Below are 22,839 nucleotides of genomic sequence, written 5' to 3'. Positions count from 1 at the left end.
ACTATGTTTAGGGAGTCATGATGATGGATCAATTAGCGGCAACAGCCGGGGTACACGCACTTATTTCTATTCTGATCGAATTATTATGTATTGCACTCGCTTGGATCGCGATTCAGGAGCTTAAACTGGACAATATTTTGAAACGGCCGAGAAGCTCGACTGCGCGTCTGCTCCAAATTATGCTGTCGGTCGTGCTCGGCCATGCGTTTGCCTCCTTCGTCCTTGCCTATTGGAACTGGTCGGGTCTGCTGAAAGGCATTGTCGAATAACAACCTGGAAACATGTCAACAATGGGTAATAGATGACGGAACGAAAAATTAAATCGCTTACGAATGGTATGAAATACCTGTTTTCGACAGGCAGAAAATAACGCTTGTCGATTCCTGTAAGCGGGTGGTAAGATGTAATTTGGGTACGGATCAGGGTACCAGTAATTTCACAATTAGGTAAAAAGAATCTACTGCACGCGGAGGGAAACCTTAAGATGAGCAAAATAATCGTCCGCGGCGGCCAGCGACTATCCGGAAATGTTCGCGTAAGCGGAGCAAAGAATGCCGTGTTACCGATTCTCGCTGCCACGTTACTAGCTAAACAAGGCGAAAGTATTATCCACGACGTACCTTATCTTGATGATGTCATCACCATTCAACAAGTACTTGCCGCTTTGGGCGGGAAGCTGACATATGATAATGAGATCATGCGTATTTCCGCAGAAACCCTCATTTCGGTCGAAGCCCCTTACGAATGGGTCCGCAAAATGCGTGCCTCGTTTCTCGTCATGGGTCCTTTGCTTGCACGTCTTGGCTGTGCGCGCATCGCGCTTCCGGGCGGCTGCGCAATCGGCACGCGTCCGATCGATCAGCATTTGAAGGGCTTTGAAGCAATGGGCGCCGAGATCGTACTCGGTCAAGGCTTCATTGAAGCGCGGACGGAAGGCAAGCTGAAGGGTGCGAAGATTTACCTCGATGTAGCCAGCGTAGGCGCTACGGAGAACATTATGATGGCTGCTGCACTTGCCGAAGGCACCACGACGATCGAGAATGCTGCGAAAGAGCCGGAAATCGTGGACTTGGCGAATTACCTGAACGCTATGGGCGCCCATGTGCGCGGCGCAGGTACAGGCATCATCCGTATTGAAGGCGTAGAAGAGCTCGTTGGTGTCTCCCACACCGTAATCCCTGACCGTGTCGAAGCAGGTACGTATATGATTGCGGCTGCGATTACCGGCGGCGATGTACATATTGAGGGTGCGATTGGCGATCATTTGGCCCCCGTTATTTCCAAGCTGCAGGAGATGGGCGTTTCCATTACGGAAACGGACAGCGGACTTCGCGTTACAGCGCCGAAGAAGCTGAAATCCGTTGATGTGAAGACGCTGCCTTATCCGGGCTTCCCGACCGACATGCAATCGCAGATGATGGCGCTTCTCATGGTTTCCGAAGGCACCAGCATCGTGACGGAAACGGTTTTCGAGAATCGTTTCATGCATGTTGAAGAATTTCAAAAAATGAATGCGCATATTAAAGTCGATGGCCGTGCGGCGATCGTGACCGGCGGAACGATGCTGACGGGCGCGAAAGTAACGGCGACGGATTTGCGCGCAGGCGCAGCGCTCGTATGCGCGGCATTATGTGCAGACGGCGAAAGCGAAATTACCGGCATTCACCATGTGGACCGCGGTTACGTGGATATCACAGGCAAGCTCGCCTCGCTGGGTGCGGATATTACTCGCGATAACGGCGAAGAACAAGCGCAGCATGCATATTCGAAAGTACTGGAAGGCGTTGCTGCCGCTCTGGAAGAAGCAGAGCCTATCGTTGCTGCGATGTCGCAGGAGCCGGCTAAGCGGGAGAAAGAAGCCCCTCGTTTGAAAGTACAGCCCACTTGGGCTTAAGCGCTGCCAAATGACATCAAACCCCATTCTCACTCCTTTACAGGAAGTAGTGAGAATGGGTTTTTTGCTTTTTCCGCTTCTCTCTTAGGGTACTATCCTACCTTTTCGGTTCATAGACTATAGCATGTGATTGTGGAAGTAACGAGTGGAAGTCACGAGAGTCGAAGAACCGAAAGGAGCAGAGTATGGAACATGTGAGATGGAAGGCGGGGCGCTCTTATCGTCGTCGATGGTGGACAAAAGGCTGGTGGATCGGTTTCTTATGGGGCGCGCTGCTCGTGATGCTGGTAAAGGGTGCTGTCTTCTATATGGACGTTAAGAAGCCTGAGCAGGCTCGTCAGACGCCGCAGGGCGCGACCGTTGCAGAATCCGCCCCAGTGGAGCCAGGCATGCAGACGCCGCAGACAGCGCCTGCTGCGGAGGAAGAAACAGGAAAGCCGCAGGCGGATCTACCCGCAGCGTCCGGTATCACTGGCAGGGACAAGCCACTCCGGGCGATTACAGCTTATGACCGGCTGTGGGTGTCCGTTTACTTGACCGGGGACAAGCGTATCGAGAAAATGCCAATCGAGCTGTACGTGCGCGGGGTGCTGGCCGGAGAGATGCCTGTCGATTTCGAGCTGGAAGCGCTCAAGGCGCAGGCGATTGCCGCCAGAACCTATATTTATAGACGACTGCTGCTGGATGACCGCAGCGGGCTGACTGCAGCAGAGCGCGGGGCCGATGTGGACGATACCGTAATGAATCAAGTCTATATCCCGCTGGGATCGCTGCTGAAGCGGTGGAGCGGGAGTCTGAAGGACAGCAATTTGGAGAAGCTCAATCAGGCGGTCGAAGAGACGAGAGGGCAGATTATTACGTACGAAGGGGAGCCGATTCAAGCTTCCTTCTTCTCGACCAGCAACGGCTATACGGAGAATGCCTCCGATTATTGGAGCATCGACCTGCCATATTTGCACAGCGTGGCAAGTCCATGGGATAAGACCATTTCGCCTCGTTATCGGGATACGGTCACGATGAAGGTGGACGAGGCTGCGGCCAAGCTTGGGGTGAAGGCCGGCGCGATAAGGAACATGCGGATCATGGACACGACTGCGGGTAAACGAATCAAGTCGGTGAAGATCGGCACGGAGAAGCTGGTATCTGGTAGAGAGATTCGGGAGAAGCTGTCACTTGCTTCCTCCGGATTTACGTGGACGATAGAAGGAAACGAGATTACGTTTACGACGCAGGGCTTCGGTCATGGGGTCGGCATGAGTCAATGGGGAGCGAACGGAATGGCGCAGGAAGGCGCAGCAGCGCAGGAAATTCTGGCTCATTTTTATACGGGAACCCGGATTCAGCAGGCATCCGGCGTCCTAAACTAGCGCTATCAGTCCTCTTATCTAACAATCTCAAAAAATGTTAATCCCTCACGTATAAACTGCTAGGTTGTGGCAACAATGGCTAGTGAGGTGATCGAACAATGAGTGATAACAAATCAAAGTTCAATGAAGAAGCTCCCAAAAATGGAATGGGAGGCACTGCCGTCAAACCATCTGCTTGGCGTAAACTGATGGCGAAGAAATGGGTAGCACCATCAGCATTTCTAGCCGCGGCAGCAATTATCGTAACCTTAATGTGGCTCTATGGGGGAGCTGGAGAAACTTCGAACAAACCAGCCAGCACCGACGTAGAAGTCTCTCAAGGTACGACGACGGATGAGCAAACAGAAGGCCAGGTTCCAGCGGATGACCCTATGGTAGACAAGTCGGAAGGCGAAACGATGCAATGGCCGGCGGACCACAGTCAAGTGAAAGTAGCAGCACCGTTCTATGAAGCCACTGCTTCCAACGAAGACCGTTTGGCAGCCTTGATCCAAACGGACAACAAGTTCTTCGCCAACATGGGGATTGACCTTGCCCAAAAAGACGACAAAGCCTTCGATGTTACGGCAGCGCTGAGCGGCCGGGTTACCGTCTCGGAACAGCATCCGCTTAATGGCAATATGATCGAAATCAAGCATGCGGACGGGCTGGTTACGGTCTACCACAGCTTGAGCAATGTTCAGGTCAAAGTCGGCGATGAAGTTACGCAGGGTACTGTCATTGCGAAAGCCGGCAGAGACGAATTGGAGAAGGATCTCGGCGTCCACCTTCACTTTGAAGTGCGCCAGGACGGCAAGGCAATTAATCCTTCGACGCTGCTCGAAAGCGGCGCGGCAGATACAAAAACGCAAAACTAACGAAATGCGGGACATACCGCAGGTTTACTTCAGAAGGCAGGGACATTCCTGCCTTCTTTTTTTCGTTTGCAAGGCACTTTTGAAAATATTTGCAGTTCTTGGGCTTGTCACGCTTGGACACAAAGAATATATACCCGTACCCCTCATATAATGTACCAAACTATCTCGAGTAGGGAGGCGGGAGCGTGCACGATTATATTAAAGAACGGACCATAAAAATCGGCCGTTGCATCGTCGAGACGAAGCACACAGTGCGGACAATCGCTAAAGAGTTTGGCGTCTCCAAAAGCACGGTTCATAAGGATTTGACCGAGCGATTACCGGAAATAAATCCCGATTTGGCAGACCAGGTTAAGCACATTCTGGAATATCACAAATCGATCCGGCACCTGAGGGGAGGAGAAGCCACGAAAATCAAGTATAAGAAGAGCTCCGGCCGTAAACGCGAGGTCCTTGCCGCCGCAAAATCGTAAGCGATTTTTTCTACAAAAATAGAGGATTTTCGTACATTTCAGCGAATACTACACAGGATGAGATTGTACTCGACTATTATTCACGCTGGAGGACTTTAGACTTATGTTTAGCAAGGATATCGGTATTGATTTGGGAACGGCAAATGTGTCCATCCACGTGAGAGGGAAGGGCGTCGTTCTGGATGAGCCTTCGGTCGTTGCGATCGAAAGCGAAACGAAACGCGTGCTTGCCGTCGGTGAAGAAGCGCATCGGATGGTTGGACGGACACCTGGCAATATTATCGCCATCCGACCGCTTCGCGATGGTGTTATAGCGGACTTTGAAATTACAGAGATCATGTTGAAGGCCTTTATTGATCGCGTCGGCGGCCGGTCCTGGTACAGCCGCCCTCGCATTCTTATTTGCGCACCAACGAACATCACTTCGGTCGAGCAGAAGGCGATCCGCGAGGCTGCCGAGCGCAGCGGAGCGAAAGACGTCTTCCTCGAAGAGGAGCCGAAGGCGGCTGCGATCGGCGCAGGAATGGACATTTACCAGCCGAGCGGCAACATGGTCGTCGACATCGGCGGCGGTACGACGGACGTGGCCGTGCTGTCCATGGGCGACGTCGTTACAGCATCCTCGATCAAGGTCGCGGGTGACAAGTTCGACGAAGCCATCATGAAGTATATCAAGAATAAGTACAAGCTTCTGATCGGGGAACGGACCAGCGAAGACATTAAGATCAAAATCGGCACCGTCTATGACAGCGGCTTCAGAGACGAGATCGACATTCGCGGGCGCGATATGGTAACAGGCTTGCCGCTTACGGTAACGATCTACTCCGAAGAGGTGCGCGAAGCGCTATGGGAGCCTGTATCGTCTATCGTGTCGGCGGCCAAATCGGTGTTGGAGCGGACGCCGCCGGAATTGTCTGCAGACATTATCGACCGCGGCGTTATTCTTACAGGCGGCGGGGCGCTTCTCGGCGGTCTCGATGCGCTGCTTGCAGAAGAGCTGAAGGTGCCGGTACTGATTGCTGAAGATCCCATGCACTGCGTTGTTAAAGGGACAGGCTTGCTGCTGGACCATCTGGACCGTACGCCGCGCAGAGCGGATTTATCGGTTAAGCGTCGTTAATTACGATTGGTTCGCGGGCCATGGCCTGCCAGTGTTCGGGTAAGGCGCCGTAGGGGGGGCGCGCTGAGGAACATTAGCGCCAGATTAGGTCTTTAGACACAGCAATGCTCTATTCATCGCAGCACAGCGCATTCCGATATAGAGGATATAGACAAGAAGCTGCGGCGCTGAGCGAATACGCAGCCGGCTTTCTACAGGAAGCGATCAGGAGGATGCTCCATGCTAAGAGGTCTTTACACGGCTGCTGCCGGGATGATTGCGCAGCAGAATAGACATGACACCGTAACGAACAACATCTCCAACATGAACACGCCCGGTTACAAGCAGAAGAACGCGGTCACGCGCTCTTTTCCGGATATGCTGCTTCATGTAACGGGGGTGCAGGATGGTAACGGCAAATCAATCGGCAAGCTGAGCACGGGCGTCTTTGCGGAGGAAAGCCTGCAGATTAATCTTCAGGGCGATTTGACGCAGACGAACCAGTTCAGCGATTTTGCCATTCTGTCAGATATAGAAGTGCCTGGGATGAATTTCGATTCCTCCGGTAAAGCAAGAACGGCTGACGGTCAGCTGGTGTTCCAGCCGCAAGCGTTCTTTACCGTTCAGAATTCGGACGGTGAGACGCGCTATACGCGCGACGGCCAGTTCAAATTGGACGAGCAGGGCTTTCTTACGCTGCCTGACGGCTCGCGGGTACTGGCGAGCGACGGCAAGCCGTTTCAACTTCCGAAGGGAGAGACGCTCAACCAGCTGGCGATGACGAGCGATAACCAGCTTGTGAATCCGCTGACGGGCCAGAGCGCAGGACAACTGCTGATTACGCGGGTGGACAACCCGAACAAGCTGGTGCGCGAGGGAGACGGCAAATTCAAGCTGGACGACGCTTCGACCGGCGTACGTGAAGTCAACGCAACGGACCGTGTTGAAGTGCGGCAGGGCTACGTGGAGCGGTCTAACGTAGATGCAGCGCAGTCGATGGTTGATTTGATGTCCGCCGCGCGTGCTTATGAGGCGAACCAGAAGGTCGTTCAATTTTATGATAAGAGCTTGGATAAAGCCGTTAATGAGATTGGACGGATCTAACGGACCGAATCAGACGCAGGGCAGAGGAGGCATCTTGAATGAACAACTCAATGATTACCGCGATGATGTCGATGAGCGGTTTGCAGCAGAAACTGGATTTATTGTCTGATAACATTGCAAACGTCGATACGGTCGGATATAAACGCAAGGTCGGTACGTTCGAAGATCTGCTGACTACGCTGAAGCAGCAGCCTGAAGCATTCAACCAGCCAGGCAGGCTTACGCCGCTTGGATTCAACCAAGGGTGGGGCTCTAGGCTGACGATGGTGCAGCCGGATTTCTCCCAAGGGCCGATGAAGCAGACGGATGGGCCGCTTGACGTCGCCATTGAAGGAAATGCCTTGTTCGAGGTGAAGGTAGACGATGCCGGTCACTTGGGTTATACCCGCGGAGGCTCATTCCAGACAACCTTTACGAAGAACGGCATCAATATTCTTACGACGAAGGAAGGCTATCCGGTTTCCTCGGCGGATGGCAGTTCCATTGAAATTCCGCCTGAGGTCAAGGAGTTCCGTATCGATGCCTCAGGCAATGTGATTGGGACGATGCCTTCTGGTGAAATCGTGCCGCTTGGACAGCTGAAGCTGGTTCAAGTAGACAAGCCCTCTCTCATTACGCAAGTGGCGGACAACCTGTTCGCAATCGCGGACGGCGTGAACAAGGCTGATGTCATCCATACGGTTACGGCAAGTGCGGAATCCAAAATCGCAATAAAGCAAGGGTTTCTGGAGCAGTCCAATGTCGTCTTAACTGATGAGATGACGGAATTGATCGGCGTGCAGCGGGCCTATTCACTTAGTGCCAGAGCATTGACATCCAGCGATACGATGATGGGACTTGCGAATAACCTGCGCGCTTAGGAAATGAGTGAATACCAATGGAATCAAAGAAAGAAACAGCGGCCGGATTGGAAGGCGTGACGCAAGTAGAACGTTCCATGCTGAATGCTTCTCCAGCCGACCCCTCAAGCAAACGGCCAGACAAGGGGCAGACGCCGCCGAAGAACGCGGAGAACAAGCCTGCGCGCAAGAAGCGCCACCCGGCAGTCCGCGCACTGCGCTGGACGCTGCTCAAGAGCATCGTACCGGTACTCTGCGTGGCTGCTGTCATAGCCGGTATGTATATCGGCTACGCGGTGCTTGGCAAACGGCCGGGCGCTGAAATATTCGATATCGACACTTGGAAGCATATGTACGACCTCGTATTCGCCGATTAGCCGGCGATTGCGCCTGCTAAGCCGGAACTTCGGCATAGCAGTTTTTTTTATTGCTTCTATAATAAGAGAACAGCCTGCAATGTCGATAACGACACACTGCAGGCTGTTTAGGGTTCTTGTTTATTTGACCGATACGCGGATGCTGACTGTTTTGCCCTCGAGCTTCGCTCTGATGACGGTGGAGCCTTTCGCTACTCCGGTAATAACACCGTCGACGACGGTAGCTACTTTACTGTTGCCAGTCGTCCAATCTGCTGCCTTCGTTACGTCTGTAACACGGCCTCCTTCATACTCAGCCGTAACCGTTACAGCGACCTTCGCTTCGGGAGCGAGAGTAAGCGATTTGGAAGCGGACGTCAGCTTCTTCACCTTCGCCACGACATTGACCGTGAAGGTAATCGTCTTGCCTTGATATGTTCCTGTGAGTGTCCCGGTACCCTCTTTCAACGCTTTTAGGGAGCTGCCTTTAATCGATGCCAGCGAATCCGGATTGATTTCCCAGTTCATTTTGGTTCCGAGGGCGATTGTTTTGCCGCTCTTGTAGGTACCGGTTACTTTCAAGGTGTAAGAGCGAAGCGGGCTGATCGTCAGTGTCGTACTTTCGGCAGTCAGCTTCGTGATTTCCTCCTCAATCGTTACGCGAACCGTCGTCGATTTGCCCAAGTATGTGGCGGTCAACGTTGCCGTAGAAGCTTGCAGTCCCCGGATATTCGGTGCTTTTACAATGAGGTTGGACGAAGAACTCTTCCACGTGACGAGCGAGGTGACATCTTCCTCGCTGCCGCTCTCATAGGTCATGGTCAGCACGGGCAGCTTCGTTTCTTTGCCAATGACGATGGATAGATTTGTTTGATCCGCTGTCAGCAGCAGCGGTTTTTCATGCACATTTACCGTAATTGTGACGGTTTTGGAGAGGATTGTTGCGGTTAATACGGCTTTGCCGATTTTCTTCGCCGTCCATTTTCCGTCTACTTTATCCAAAATCTCTTTGTCACTGCTCTCCCAAACGGCGAGATCGGAGACGTCGATCGTTTCATCGGAAATGGACTGCGCGGTTACTTTGGGCAAGGTGATTTTGTCATCTGGAAAAGCGTCGAGCGTATCTTTGGCTGCAGTCAGCGTACCGGAGATCGTCGGATATACCGTAACGTTAACCTGCTGCGAGGTGCCTTTGTACGTTGCTTTAATGACAGTGCTGCCGATCCCTTTCGGCGAAACAACGCCACTATCGCTGACTGTAGCGGCGTACACGTTGCTGGATGTCCAAGTCGCCAATGCCGTTACATCATCGGGCGTATTAATACCGTTCATCACTTCGACCTTCAGTGCAACATCGCTGCCGTTGATCATTAAATGAAGGTCTTCCTTCGGCGTGATGCGCATGGCTTCGAATGCAGGGCGGACAACGACCGTGACACTGCCGCTTACGCCGAGATAGGAGGCGGTAATCGTCGTCGTACCTGTACCGACGGGTGTGACGACGCCTTTATCAACCGTTGCAACCTTGGCATCGGCCGAAATCCAGCTTGCATTCGTAGATACATCGTCAATATCGCCCGCCGTGTCCTCGGCACTGGCTTTCAAGGTCCGGCTGGGGTCGCCTACTTTGAATTCCATCAACGTATTCGGCGCGATCGTGAGCGACTTATAAGGGGAGGACGCAGACAGCTTGACCGAGTCCGTTCTGCCCTTGTACTTGGCGGTAATTGTCGTGTCGCCGACAGCTACTAGCGTTACTTCGCCGTCGTCGATGGTTGCGACGTTGGTATTGGAACTCGTCCATACTGCTTCCTCGGTAACGTTCGTGTCGGCAGCACCGCTCTTGGATGCGATTAGATCGAAGTCGAGTTCGTCGCCGAGATTAACTTTCAGCGTATCGCTTACGCTGGTGCCGTTATCTTTAATTGTCACGCTGTCATACATATAAGTAACGGAGACAGGCAGCGTGATTTTGTAGCCTTTATAGCTTGCGGTGATCGTAGCGGAGCCTTTAGCGATCCCTGTAAGCAAGCCTGCCGCAACTTTAACAACGGACGAGTTGGAGGTGGTCCATGTTACGTCAGTCGTCACGTCTTTCAATGAGGAGGAGCCTTGAATCGATGCGTTGACTTCAAGCTGCAGATCGTCATCGCCGATATTGAGGGTAGCCGGAGAAGGGGCATTGTCGAATGAAATACCGGTGACAACTTCATCTGCGTATGCCAAGCCGGCAAAGGATGAGAACGTCAGGACAACAGCCAACATGACCGTAAGCCATGGGCGAAGGAAACGGGCGGGAGCAGCAATAGAGTTCTTGCGCATCTGGTGTAATAACCTCCAAAACGTAAATTTTCCGTATCTTCTATAATTAACGGTTTTGGAAGCATGAAACTGAAGGGATTAACCAGACGTTTCCATATTTAGTTGATGTAAAATGAAAAAAGGCTATGAAGGCGGGCCAAACGCAAGCAGGGCAAGGCATTGGAGGCCGTCCTGCGCTAGTTTTATTTTTTCCAGCGTAGAGGTATAATGGGTTAGAATCTTTGCAGCGTCATCCGTAATGGTAAGGGGGGCGTAAGCGCTTGAATGTGCCGAATTTGCTCACGATGCTTCGTTTTGCATTAATACCCGTTTACGTTGCCGTATTTGCTTCAGATTCAACTAATCATATGAAGTGGGCGTTTCTGATCGTCGTTGCTGCCGGTCTGACCGATATTTTGGATGGTTATTTGGCACGCAAATATGGGCAAGTCACGACAGTAGGCTCCATGCTGGATCCGCTGGCCGACAAGACGATGATGATCACCGTCATCCTGTCGCTGCTCATTACGGGACATATTCCGTGGAGCGCGGGAGCGGCTATTTTCGTTCGGGATGCCGGCATGATTGCCGGATCGGCGTATTTCCATTTTCGGGGGAAGAAGACCGTCCCGGCCAATTGGATGGGCAAGCTGACGACAATGCTTTATTATCTCGCGATTTTGTTTATTTTCTTTGAGATGCCTTTCGCGCGCGAATACCTGTGGGGCGTTATCGTGTTCTCGTTTATTACTACATTTATTTACATCGGATTGTTCTTGACGTTGAACAGAGAAAGCAAGAGGGGGAATAACAGCGGCGGCGCTTCGACGGATGCGGAAGAGAAAGAGAACAGCGTCCGGCAAGCTTAGGCTGCGGGAATGGACGTTGCCTGCTGTAGGGGGCATGGCCCATTTCAGTAAAGAAGGAGATCGACGCTGCTCAGAAGCAAACGGCCGATCTCCCTTATCTTAACCCCACGACTGCAGTTTCGTGTAGGATGGGCTTATTGTGGCACAATACCAAGTAATTTATAACAGCATGCTGAAAGGAAGTTCAATTAATGCTCGATATCAAGCAAATCCAAGAAATTATTCCGCACCGCCCGCCGTTCCTTCTCATTGACCGCATTCTTGAAGTAGAAGAAGGCAAGCGCGCAGTCGGCCTTAAGAATGTCACGATGAACGAGCCGTTCTTCACCGGGCATTTCCCCGCGTATCCGGTTATGCCGGGCGTGCTGATCGTAGAGGCGCTGGCGCAGGTCGGTACCGTGGCAATTCTCATGGTCGAAGCGAACAAGGGCAAGATCGGCTTCTTCGCCGGTATTGATAATTTCCGGTTCCGGGGCCAAGTGACACCCGGCGATACGCTGATCCTGGAAGTGGAAATCACAAGGCTGAAAGGGCCGATCGGTAAAGGACAAGCTACGGCTAAAGTCGGCGATAAAGTCGTGGCGGAAGGCGAGATTATGTTCGCACTCAAGGATCCGGAGTAAGTTGCGATCGGACGCATGCGGCACACTGCAAGCAGCCGCGTATCCGCAATATAGGGAAGAATAAGATACATATATAATATTAATGGAGAGGATGTTGAATTTGAATCCAACTGCTGTAGAACGTTATGAGGCTTGGCTGAACGCTCCTTCGATTGACGATGCGACGAAACAAGAGCTTGCCGCTCTGAAAGGGAATGATAAGGAAATCGAGGACCGCTTCTACCGTGAGCTTGAATTCGGTACAGGTGGACTTCGCGGCGTTATGGGTGCAGGAACGAACAGGCTGAACGTCTATACCGTCGGCAAAGCGACGCAAGGCTTGGCTAACTGGACGTTAACGAAGAGCAGCAAGCCGGCGGTCGTTATCGCGCACGATTCCCGCAACAACTCACCGGAATTCGCGCTGGATGCCGCTCTTGTGCTGGCTGCGAATGGCGTTACGGCTTATCTGTTTACATCCCTTCGCCCGACGCCTCAGCTGTCTTATGCTGTCCGCTCCTTGGGCGCTGCGAGCGGCGTCGTCATTACGGCAAGCCACAATCCGCCGGAGTATAACGGCTATAAAGCCTACGGCTCCGATGGCTGCCAGCTTGTGCCGCATGATGCGGAGCAGGTGATCGCAGCGATCCAACAGGTGACCGGTTTCGATCAAGTGAAACGGATGAGCCGGGAAGAAGCAGAAGCCAAGGGCCTGCTGCGGTGGCTGGGCGATGCGGAAGACCGGGCATACATCGAGACGGTCGCGGCGGAAAGCTTGAACAGCGAGCTGCTGAAGAGCGAATTGGGCGCTGACCTGTCCGTTGTTTACACACCGCTTCATGGCGCGGGCAACATGCCGGTACGCGAGGTGCTGAAGGCGGTTGGTTTCTCCAATGTACATATCGTGCCGGAGCAAGAGCAGCCAGATGGCTATTTCAGCACGGTCAAATCCCCGAACCCGGAGGAACGCGAAGCGTTCACGCTTGCGATGAAGCTCGGTCAAGAGGTCGGAGCGGATATCATTATCGGCACGGATCCCGACTGTGACCGCATGGGTGCTGTCGTACGCAATAATGAAGGCGAATATGTCGTGCTGACAGGCAATCAGTCAGGCGCGATTATGGTGAATTATTTGCTTGGTACGCTTAAAGAAAGAGGTCAGCTGCCAGCAAACGGCGTTGTGGTCAAGACGATCGTGACGAGCGAAATGGGCGGCGATATTGCGAAATCCTACGGGGCGGAAGTCGTCAACACGCTGACGGGCTTCAAATACATTGGGGAGAAAATGACCCAATACGAGCAAAGCGGCGAGCATACCTTCCTCTTCGGGTATGAAGAAAGCTACGGCTATCTTGCCGGTACGTATGCGCGCGATAAAGATGCAGTCGTGGCTTCGCTGCTGATTTGCGAGGCGGCTGCTTACTATAAGAGCAAAGGGAAAACGTTGTACGATGTGCTGCTGGAGCTTTATGCGCAGCACGGCAATTACTTGGAGCATCTGGAATCTCGTACGCTGAAAGGCGTGGACGGGGTACAGCAAATCGCCGGCATCATGCAGGATTGGCGGAGTAACCCGCCGGCGGAAGTGGGCGGCATACAGGTCGAGCATGTGCTTGATTATTTGCCGGGCCTGGACGAATTGCCGCCTGAGAACGTACTGAAGTATTTGCTGGCGGACGGTTCTTGGTTCTGCCTGCGTCCTTCAGGCACAGAACCGAAGATCAAAGTGTATTTTGCCGTACGCGGCAAATCCCAAGATGAAGCAAAAGCAGCCATTCAGAAGCTGACTGCAACGGTTATGGAGCGAGTCGACAGCAAGGCATAAGCAGGCAGATGCATCCCGAAGGGGACAGGCTCTTCGGGAAAAAGTTAAGGAGTGGAAGTTGTGCGTCAAAATTGGCAGCAATGGAATCGCAAAGCAATGGCAATTCTCGGTATTTTGGTCATTATCGGCGTGCTCGCGGCTCTGCCGATCGGCGCGTCGCGCTGGCAGATGGAACGCGGCTCAGATCAAGTGGACATCGTATTCGATTACCGTGACTTGGTGCAGATCGCGTCGTACAAATCCCATCCCAAACAGTTCATCCACGAGGAGCTCGGCAAAATGAAGGCGGCAGGCATCAGCTCCATGGCCGTCTTTGAAAGCTCGCTGCAGGATCTGAAGTGGGCAGGGCGCATTACGCTGTACAGCTCGTCTACGCTGAGCGATCTGCAGGGTAAGCCCCTGGAGAAGGACGAGAATTTCACGTACGTGCTCTTTAACGATGCGCAGGCGAGAGAAACGCTAGGCCCGATTATTGAAAATACGTTCAAGCAGTGGGGCATCAACGTCTCGCCATGGGACTTCGAGGGCAAGCAAGGTCTCGTCTTGGAGACGCCGATCGAAGACGCCGTGCTGAAGGCGATGGAGCCGGATCCCATTGCGATCCGAGAACTGCATGACGCAGGCTTCCGGGTTGTCCCCCGTCTCTCGGACCGGATGTCATTCGACGCGGAATCGATGGACGAGCTTCTCTCCACTTTTCAAGAGATCGGCGTAACGCGAATTCTGTTTGACGGCGACGCCGTAACTGGGTATGCAGACAACGCAGAGAAGAAAACATTGTCGCAGTTCGCAGAGCTGCTTAACAAGCATGGAATCGGAATTGCAACGATTGAGAACTCTAAGCCTCAGAAGGGCATGGCCTCACTCGCTTATTTGACGCATTATAATGTAGCGAGAATCTATTCGCTTCCGGATAAGGACTCCGCCGGCATGAAGCCGGAGGAAATCGCGGACCGCTTCCAGCTCGCGGTGAAAGACCGCAGCATCCGCATGTTTTACTTGAATGCAACGCCAGCAAGCAGCCCGGTGAAGTCTTCCATTACCGATCCGCTCGAGAATTTGTATAACTCTCTGCAGGGCGAAGGCGGCTTTCTGGCCAAAATGGACAAGCTGGGCTTCACGGCAGGTCCTGCTGAGCCGTTCGACTACACGTCGCCTTCTTGGATCAAGCCGCTTAAGGCTGTTGTCGCCTTGGGCGCGGTAGCCTTCATTGCGTTGTTGATTCAAGCTTTTGTGCCGGGAATCGTTATTCCCGTATTCGTTGTCGGACTAATAGGCAGCGCAGGGTTATATGTCGTTTCCAAATCGATCTTCGAGCAAGGCTTAGCGCTTGGAGCTGCAATCAGTGCTCCGACGCTCGCTATTATCTGGGCCATTAAGCGCGTGCGTACCCATACCGTGGGCAGTCGCAGACCGATCGGCGGGACGGACGGCGCATTCGCGCACAGCGGTGAAATGCGCTGGATTTTCCCCGGCATCAGCGCCGGACGCCGGTTTATGATGACGGTCGCGATTTTCGCAACGACGGCGGTCATCTCCGTCAGCGGGATTCCGTTTATTGTCGGTCTACTGAACAACATTACCTACAAGCTCGTTCTGGAGCAGTTCCGAGGCGTCAGCCTGCTGCATCTAGCTCCGATTGCGCTCGCTGCGCTTTATCTGCTGCTGTATACGGGAGATTCCGTGTTCAGTAATTTGCGGAAGCTGCTCAGCATGCAGATAACGGTCCTGTGGGTCGGCGTTGCGGCAGTGCTCGGTGTTGCGGCATTGTACTACCTGTCCCGCACCGGCAATGAAGGCTCGGCTTCCTCGATTGAATTAACGTTCCGCAATTTCTTGGAATCGACCTTCGGGGTCCGTCCAAGAACGAAGGAATTTTTGCTCTCGCATCCACTATTCTTCTTAGGCTTATTCCTGGCGCTTCGTTATCGGGCGGCGTGGGTATTATTTATAGTAGGATCGATTGGACAGCTGTCCATGGTGGATACGTTCGCGCATATTCATACGCCGCTGCCGATTTCCGTTATTCGCATTTTGCTCGGTCTTGTGCTGGGCGCGCTGATCGGTCTTGTGTTGATCGGCGTTTGGCAGATCGGGGAAGGAGTATGGAAACGATGGGTACCGCGATTCAATCAGACGAAGCAAAACTTCAAATCCGGCGTGTAGTCCTCTCCGGCTATTACGGGTTCCGGAACAGCGGGGATGAGGCTGTGTTGAAATCGATCCTGTTCGCCCTTGCAGAAGAAGGGGCGGAACAGGGCATACGATTCGTTCCGATTGTTCTGTCTGGCGATCCCGAATGGACGACCGCAATGTACGGCGTGGAAGCCGTGCACCGTATGCGTCTCGGCGAGGTTCTAAAGGCGCTTCGCGGCAGCCATGGCTTGATCAGCGGAGGAGGCAGCTTGCTGCAGGATGCCACTGGTGCCAAGACGATTCCTTATTATACGGGCGTAATTAAGCTGGCGCAGCTGCTTGGCAAGCCGACATTTATTTATGCGCAGGGCATCGGTCCGGTGAATCGCCGGTGGATGGACCCGATGATTCGCGGCGTAATGCGCCGCAGCGCGTATGTTTCCGTGCGCGACGCGGAATCCGCCGATTTGCTTGGGCGGATGGGCATATCGCGCGACCGGATCGATGTTGTACCCGATCCGGTCATGGCGCTGCCGCTTGCGGGCGAAGCCGCAAGCGGGGGCAGGGCCGCCGCAGCGGAGCTGGCGGCCGAGGCGGGCGCGGGCGCACCGGCGACAGCGGCGGGGGATTCGCCGCTGCCGCTGGTCGGCGTGTCCTTGCGGCATTGGCGCAAGGACGGGGCCGACCTGGCGCGCGCAGCCGCCGCGCTTGGCGCGCTGGCCCGCAGCCGGGCGGTGCGGCTGCGGTTCCTCCCGTTCCACACGCCATCGGACGCGGAAGCGTCGCGATGGGTGATGGAACAGCTCGGTGATCTCGGCGCGAGCACGGCCGAGATCGCGGAGTCGAACGACGACCCCCAGGCGATGCTGCTGGAGGTCAGCCGGTGCGATGCACTGTTCGGCATGCGCCTGCACGCGCTGATCTATGCGGCGAATCAATCCGTGCCGCTCATGGGGCTCTCCTATGATCCCAAGATTGATCAGTTCCTGAATCGCCTCGGGCTGAAAGCCGTAGGCACGACGGAATCGCTGAACCCGAAGGCATTCACGACCGCGATGTGCAGCCTGCTCGATGATGCTGCGCAATGGCGCAAGAGCCATGAATCGGCGATTGAACGGTTGAAACGAGAAGCGCGCAGACCTGCGAAACAAATCGCATCGCTTTTACGTTAAACCATATATAGAAGCTTGATCCCTCTAGCAGCCATGGATGACACAAAAGTCTAGTTATGCGGCCGGAAAATGTAGCGAATACGCTGTGTGTGAAAGAAAATGTCACAAAAACATGCCCAAGCAAGCAAAAAGAACGAGATTTTCGTGAAAAATGCTTGAAAATGAGAGTGGAGTTTCTTTTTCAAACCGCGTATAATTTTATCCGGCGATAGCTATGAAAGGGAGATGGAAATGAGTCAGGTCGTTCTCTATACAATCGCATTCGTAATCTCATTATGTCTTGCGCTTGCACTCACCCCGTTTGTCATTAAACTAGCCTACAAAATCGGGGCCATTGATAAACCAAATCACCGCAAAGTGCATACGCGGGTTATGCCGCGGCTTGGCGGGTTAGGCATATACGCCGCTTTTATCGGCGCTTACTTTGCAATTAAACCATTTATACCTGAAGGATTGCTTCGCAATTACGATATGAATTTAATCAATGCCATGCTCGCAGGCGGTTCCATAATCGTCCTGATCGGCGCTTTGGATGACCGCTTCGAGCTGTCGGCCAAAGTAAAGTTGCTGGGCCAAATTATTGCGGCATGCGTCGTCGTATTCGGTTTCGGCGTCAAGATCGACCTGTTGAACATTCCGTTCGGCGAGGCGATGCAGCCGGTTGCTGCATGGATCAGTATTCCGATTACGATTCTATGGATCGTCGGCGTTACCAACGCGATCAACCTTATCGATGGCTTGGACGGATTAGCTGCCGGCGTATCCGGCATTGCGATTGGAACAATACTCGTTATGGCCGCATTCATGGGCTTCGCGCCGGTCATCCTGCTAAGCGCGCTGCTACTGGGAGGCGTAATCGGCTTCCTGGTGTATAACTTCCACCCGGCCAAGATTTTCATGGGCGATACGGGCTCGTTGTTCCTGGGCTTTGGTCTTGCTATGCTGTCCATGATCGGCTTCAAGCAGGTCACGATGGTATCCTTCGTAACGCCGCTGCTTATCATCGGAGTACCGTTGTCGGACACGTTCTTCGCGATCGTGCGCCGGTGGATTAACAAGAAGCCAATCTTTGCACCGGATAAAGGCCATTTGCACCACTGCCTGCGCGAACTTGGCTTCAGCCATCGCCGTACGGTACTTATCATCTATGCGATCGCCTCATTCTTCGGTGTATGTGCGATTCTGCAGTCGACCATCGTGCAGTCAAGCGCGGCCAACTGGATAACTTTCGGCGTCATTCTAGTGCTCGTCTTCTTTCTCCAGATCGGAGCGGAGCTCATCGGAATCGTCGACAAGTCGCGCCGGCCGCTTATCAACTTCCTGCAGCGCTTAGTGCTCCGCACGGAACAGTCGAGGTCCAAATAGCAATCCAATGATCAACTCCGTCCCTCTACTGAGGGACGGAGTTTTTTGCGTTGTCACGCGTTGATACAGCTAGTTTTTTAGGGAAGCCGTCTAAACTTTTGGAAGCTAAGCGCCGATAACAATCATACATCAAAATATGAGAATGGACTGAAGTAGAGGAGGCTTACCGTGATTAGAAAATTAGGTACATGGTTTATCTTGTTGGCCTTGATCATTCAATTAGTGCCTGCAAACCAGGTGGAGACTGCTCATGCCGCGACGGGCAATTTCACGTTCCCAAGCGAAAGCGATCAGATTGGATCGCCTCGCGTAACGACAGACGAGCGGATTACTTTGACGGGAAGCATCAACAATGTTGACCCGACCTCAATCTCGTACAATGTATATCAGATTATTGATCCGTCGGATCCCGATAAAATCGGAAGCAAGCGTGAGAATCTCACCAGTAATGTTTCTGTGAGTGGATTTAATCTGCAAATTTTCAATATTCAACTATTTCCTGGTCTGAACAAAATCACCTTTAAAGGGACGCAGGGCGGTGGAGAAGTAACCAACTCCATCTTCGTCGAGTACAGAAATGGCCCGATGCTATACGATTTAACTGCCAATTTGGACGGCAATAATTTCCCGATTGTGGAGAATGGTACGACTGTCGTTCAGTCTAACACCTCACGCGGCCGCGAAACGGCTGACATCAGCATCACGGGTAAAGCACCCAATGCACAGCAAGTCACAATCGTTGTTAACGGAAGCAGTAAAACATATTCGGTTAATAGCAGTAACAACAACTCATTTGCAGCCGCACCAATAACGTTGCAGAAGGGTAAGAACCTCGTAACCATTCGTATAAAGAACGGAACGCAAACTATTGAAACGTCGCGCGATATTGCCTTCTATAACGGCAGCGTTACTTTTTATGATGTCAACATCAATGAGATTGGAACGGCTCCTACTGATCCAGATCCCTTGCAATCTGCCGCTTTGGAGTATAGTCCCAATTTCGTTATTGATCCTTCACATGTACTGAAATTAACAGGTAAGGTTATCGTGCCTAACAGCCAGTATGCGGATCCTGCTGACCCAACCCAGACAATCAAGCCGCATCCAGATCCGACCCAACTGTTAAATGCGATTAATATGAAAGCAAGTTACAAGAAGGCAACAGATACAACGTATTTGGATCTAACGCCGCAAATCACTAGCATTGCAATCGTCGGTCCTGCAACCGCGACCGATAAATTTTTCGTTTACTCTTACGAAATTAATCTAGATGCCCAAGCTACTAACGGCATGCTGCTGGATACGACGTATAATCTTAAGCTGACTGCCCGTAATGAAGAGAATGCCCATTTGAATCTAACGCCAACAGAACAAGGCACCGACTCCTTGTTTTTCTCTCTGCGTGATAAAACCAAACCTTTTATCAGTCAAGTCAATTATTTACCAGGATATAAACCGGATAACTACCAAGGCATCGAAGGAACGGGACTCGACGGTAAGAACGTTTACGGCCTTCCTGTCGGAATCGAAGTGCTGGTAGGCAACCCTGCTGGCAATGATGTTGTTGACATAACGGGGATTTCAGATAACTACGGTCATCAACCGATGACGCCCACAGTACAAACAACGGATCCGCTTCAATCCGGTATTCCGCTCGCATCTGGAGAATATTATATTCGCGAAAATTCTATTGTGACGAGAACAATTAATGGCTCGCCGCAAACTTTTACGCGCGTCGTCCTAGAATTCAATAAGCTGCCTTATGAAGGGACCCAGACGATTACCGTAAGAGTGGGTGGAGCAGGCGGGGATACTAAAAACGCAAAATTTACGATGCTCTATGGCCCGTATGCCAATTTCAATACTATTTTTGATGGTATGACGGTCTACGACGATTCGACGAAGTCGACAACGGATCGGATCAGTGAAATCATCAATACAAAACTAGGGAATTTCCAAGGTGTGTTGCAAAACATCAACAATACATCCGAAATTAACTACGATACTTCCAACAACAAACCGAGAACTATTTATTTTTATATCAATAACGTTCCTTTTCCTTTAAGAGCTGCCAGCGCTACGGATGTTACCCAGTTCGTATTGGATGAAGTTACTGACACCGACGTTTATGAACACGCACTTAATGCGTTATTCAACGGTGAAAACTCGATCAAGTTTGTTTTTCAAAGTTCGAAGAGCTATTACGAGAAAGTAATCAAATTAAATAAAGTACCAACCAATCTCCCGGTTATTCCGGCTGATTCCACGGGTGTCTATCCATTTACGTTTGCAGATGCGATCAGCGACCCGAAGCCGATTCTTAACGACCCGAACTTCACGAAGAACGGTGCCTTGTATAATACGACGGAACCGTTCATGAATATTTTCGGTTCATTCGATTTCATCGACTTGGGAAAAACGCCAGGTGATGTCGATAGTAAAATGTCATCGTTGTTGCCGGCATCAGGTCATCAGCCCGCAGATGATTATATTCTGAAAATTACTGGTGCGACGCTAACAACGCCTGTTACCTGGAAACTTACTGACCCGTTTCAAATTGTTAAAGGCGATGTTCCGATGGGAATGTATCCGGCCAATGCGAGTATCAATGGCGATCTTATTGTCCGCTACGATTTATTGACGCAGTCTTTCCAGTTTTTAATGAAAAAACAAGAGTTGAATGCGGATGGCAGCTCGAGCGTATACTTGTTTAACGTTTACAACAGCGGAGAAACGGGTCCAAAGGCAACATATCGCTTAGAAGTTGACCCTACGGTACTGCCATACAAGATCCTTCGGCCATATTTACCTGCGGAAGGAACTGTAAACAAAAATTTCGTCGATGTCATCATTAATGCCAAAGGTGCAGACAAAGTAACGATTAATAAACAAGCAGCAGATAAATTCGCATATGATGCCGACAATAATGCGGTTAATGGCATCGAGTATCCGAATGCATTCAAAGCAACGCTCACAGGCCTTAAGCCCGGCGTAAATAAAGTCAATTTTACGATTGAGAGTGCGTCGGATAAAGTAAGCAATTATTTTGAGGTGACATATACGCCTACGAATATACCAGGCGCTGAGTTTCTGGATGATATGAAGAATTCAAACAAAGTCTTTGACGGAGCAGTTTCCTTGAATTTTCCTAAGGGAACAGCGCTAATTCGACGCGATTTCAATGTCCCTGCAAACTTGAAAAACCAGGTATTTGTGGGTCACAAATTGTTATTTGCGATTGCGAATCCTGAGGATGGTGTTGTTGACCGTCGCGAATATGACAATCCTCCTCCTGACTTTGATCTCATTATGCAGAACTTCGGCACGCGTTTTAAAGTGTCATTTCCGACGCGTTTCACAAAATCCAGCCCGGTTTATTGGATTGATGCGGGGCTAGCAGATGATACAACGACGCCTACCTATGATCCTCTGAAAATGGGAGTCGACCCTTATCAGTATCCAGGTGCAAAAGGGCCGAACGATACAAAAATCCCGACGTACGATGAGCGGCCGGATGACCGCGAGCTTATTGCTTCCAAACGCGGAACACTTACGCTCGCGTTTGATCCTAGCATTCGCAACACGGCAGGGACAATCGTAACGGTATATCGCTATGATGTGAAGAATAAGTTCTGGGTTAACCTAGGGGGAACGGTAGATACGAAGAAGAACACGATCACGGTTCCATTTGATCAGTTCGGATATTATGTAGTATCCAAGATGACTTATTCGTTTACTGATGTAACGAACCATCCATATGCGCGTAATTATATGGAGGCGATTTTCTCCAAAGGAATTATGAACGCAGCGAACTTCGATGATTTTGGTGCGGATATGTACACAACACGCGGAGAATTCACGAGCATGATTGTAAAGGCACTCAACATTCCGCTCAACTATGAATTAAGTAAACCGCATTTTGACGATGTGCCTCCTATCATCAACCAAGATGCGTTATGGGATTTCAGTTATATCGAGACCGCTGCTCGAGAAGGGATCATTCGAGGCACGCAGCCGAGAGCGTTTGAACCGACAGCCAATCTATCGCGGGGTGACGCGGCGGTATTCTTGGCAAGGGCGCTTAACTTGAAATTAGACACCGATCCAGCTAAGATCGACAAGGCACTCCAAAAGACATTTAAGGATTATGCGGACATAGATTTCTATGCCAAAGCTGCGGTGCTAGCAGTGGCCAAGAAAGGCTATATCCAAGGTGCGCCTATTGATCCGAAAGATTTGAAGAAAGGCTATACGTTCGAGCCCAAATCGAGTTTGCTCCGATCCGACGCATCCATTATTATCGGTAAGGTGCTCTCCGATTTGAAACGACTACCGAAAATTAATTAGTACTCAATGAAACTGTCCGAGGCTTACTTGGACAGTTTCTTGTTTTTGAGAAAACTAGATAGGAATAGTTACATTAGCATTACATTGGGAAATGTTTCGCATCGACGATATTGGGATAAATGATCTATAATAGGAGCCGTGGTAGAGAGACTGTCATGGTTCATGTGACTCATACATAGTGCATAAAAAGCGCGTTCGAAAAGAAAATAAAAGTTTTTTTACCGGCAGCGCAA

17 protein-coding genes are annotated in these 22,839 nt (G+C 51.6%); 16 read left to right on the top strand and 1 reads right to left on the bottom strand.

The genetic code is table 11. From position 1 onward, the window contains the following. The first annotated feature begins 17 nt into the window (after positions 1 to 17). The 9 genes from KXU80_RS17125 to KXU80_RS17085 all read left to right on the top strand — a co-directional run bounded on the left by KXU80_RS17125 (position 18) and on the right by KXU80_RS17085 (position 8,010). Complete coding sequence (locus KXU80_RS17125; RefSeq protein ID WP_219834432.1) at positions 18 to 269, top strand: DUF1146 domain-containing protein; 252 nt, start codon at positions 18 to 20, stop codon at positions 267 to 269. Between the two features lie 215 nt (positions 270 to 484). Then, the gene (gene murA / locus KXU80_RS17120) at positions 485 to 1,894 is read left to right on the top strand and encodes a UDP-N-acetylglucosamine 1-carboxyvinyltransferase (RefSeq protein WP_219834431.1); all 1,410 of its coding nucleotides are present in this window, start codon (positions 485 to 487) and stop codon (positions 1,892 to 1,894) included. 185 nt (positions 1,895 to 2,079) lie between these two features. Further along, positions 2,080 to 3,261, top strand: coding sequence for a stage II sporulation protein D (gene spoIID, locus KXU80_RS17115; RefSeq protein WP_258171044.1), 1,182 nt, complete (start codon positions 2,080 to 2,082; stop codon positions 3,259 to 3,261). Positions 3,262 to 3,359: 98 nt separating this feature from the next. Further along, complete coding sequence (locus tag KXU80_RS17110) at positions 3,360 to 4,118, top strand: M23 family metallopeptidase (RefSeq protein WP_219834430.1); 759 nt, start codon at positions 3,360 to 3,362, stop codon at positions 4,116 to 4,118. Positions 4,119 to 4,303: 185 nt separating this feature from the next. Then, positions 4,304 to 4,591, top strand: coding sequence for a sporulation transcriptional regulator SpoIIID (gene spoIIID / locus KXU80_RS17105; protein WP_090575384.1), 288 nt, complete (start codon positions 4,304 to 4,306; stop codon positions 4,589 to 4,591). A 103-nt stretch (positions 4,592 to 4,694) separates the two neighbouring features. Continuing rightward, complete coding sequence (gene mreB / locus KXU80_RS17100) at positions 4,695 to 5,711, top strand: rod shape-determining protein MreB (RefSeq protein WP_219834429.1); 1,017 nt, start codon at positions 4,695 to 4,697, stop codon at positions 5,709 to 5,711. A 219-nt stretch (positions 5,712 to 5,930) separates the two neighbouring features. Next, positions 5,931 to 6,794 (top strand): flagellar hook-basal body protein, encoded by an 864-nt coding sequence (locus KXU80_RS17095; protein ID WP_219834428.1) that lies wholly within the window; start codon positions 5,931 to 5,933, stop codon positions 6,792 to 6,794. Between the two features lie 38 nt (positions 6,795 to 6,832). Beyond that, positions 6,833 to 7,654, top strand: coding sequence for a flagellar hook-basal body protein (locus KXU80_RS17090; protein WP_219834427.1), 822 nt, complete (start codon positions 6,833 to 6,835; stop codon positions 7,652 to 7,654). Positions 7,655 to 7,671: 17 nt separating this feature from the next. Further along, entirely contained in the window at positions 7,672 to 8,010 is a 339-nt protein-coding gene (locus KXU80_RS17085) for a DNA-directed RNA polymerase subunit beta (RefSeq protein ID WP_258171043.1), read from the top strand. A gap of 120 nt (positions 8,011 to 8,130) precedes the next feature. Here the strand turns inward: KXU80_RS17085 and KXU80_RS17080 are convergent, their stop codons facing one another. Then, positions 8,131 to 10,311, bottom strand: coding sequence for an Ig-like domain-containing protein (locus KXU80_RS17080; RefSeq protein WP_219834426.1), 2,181 nt, complete (start codon positions 10,309 to 10,311; stop codon positions 8,131 to 8,133). Between the two features lie 260 nt (positions 10,312 to 10,571). Between KXU80_RS17080 and KXU80_RS17075 the strand changes: the two genes are divergently transcribed. The 7 genes from KXU80_RS17075 (at position 10,572) to KXU80_RS17045 (ending at position 22,606) form a co-directional block, all read left to right on the top strand. Then, positions 10,572 to 11,159, top strand: coding sequence for a CDP-alcohol phosphatidyltransferase family protein (locus tag KXU80_RS17075; RefSeq protein ID WP_219834425.1), 588 nt, complete (start codon positions 10,572 to 10,574; stop codon positions 11,157 to 11,159). A 191-nt stretch (positions 11,160 to 11,350) separates the two neighbouring features. After that, the gene (gene fabZ / locus KXU80_RS17070) at positions 11,351 to 11,782 is read left to right on the top strand and encodes a 3-hydroxyacyl-ACP dehydratase FabZ (RefSeq protein WP_219834424.1); all 432 of its coding nucleotides are present in this window, start codon (positions 11,351 to 11,353) and stop codon (positions 11,780 to 11,782) included. 91 nt (positions 11,783 to 11,873) lie between these two features. After that, positions 11,874 to 13,586: a phospho-sugar mutase gene (locus KXU80_RS17065; RefSeq protein ID WP_219834423.1), complete on the top strand. Its 1,713-nt coding sequence runs from the start codon at positions 11,874 to 11,876 to the stop codon at positions 13,584 to 13,586. Positions 13,587 to 13,646: 60 nt separating this feature from the next. Next, complete coding sequence (locus KXU80_RS17060) at positions 13,647 to 15,752, top strand: DUF5693 family protein (RefSeq protein WP_374987711.1); 2,106 nt, start codon at positions 13,647 to 13,649, stop codon at positions 15,750 to 15,752. Further along, a complete protein-coding gene (csaB, locus tag KXU80_RS17055; RefSeq protein ID WP_219834422.1) occupies positions 15,701 to 16,894 on the top strand; it encodes a polysaccharide pyruvyl transferase CsaB in 1,194 nt (397 codons plus the stop codon). Before KXU80_RS17060 ends, csaB begins: the two co-directional genes overlap by 52 nt. Before the next feature lie 231 nt (positions 16,895 to 17,125). Beyond that, positions 17,126 to 18,259: a glycosyltransferase family 4 protein gene (locus KXU80_RS17050; RefSeq protein ID WP_219834421.1), complete on the top strand. Its 1,134-nt coding sequence runs from the start codon at positions 17,126 to 17,128 to the stop codon at positions 18,257 to 18,259. Positions 18,260 to 18,427: 168 nt separating this feature from the next. After that, on the top strand, positions 18,428 to 22,606 hold the full coding sequence (locus tag KXU80_RS17045; RefSeq protein ID WP_219834420.1) for an S-layer homology domain-containing protein: 4,179 nt from the start codon (positions 18,428 to 18,430) through the stop codon (positions 22,604 to 22,606). Positions 22,607 to 22,839 lie beyond the last annotated feature (233 nt).

It is taken from the genome of Paenibacillus sp. R14(2021) (assembly GCF_019431355.1).
Classification (GTDB): Bacteria; Bacillota; Bacilli; order Paenibacillales; family Paenibacillaceae; genus Paenibacillus_Z.
The sequence above is the reverse complement of the archived record's forward strand: the minus strand, read 5'-3'. Positions and strand labels throughout refer to the sequence as shown.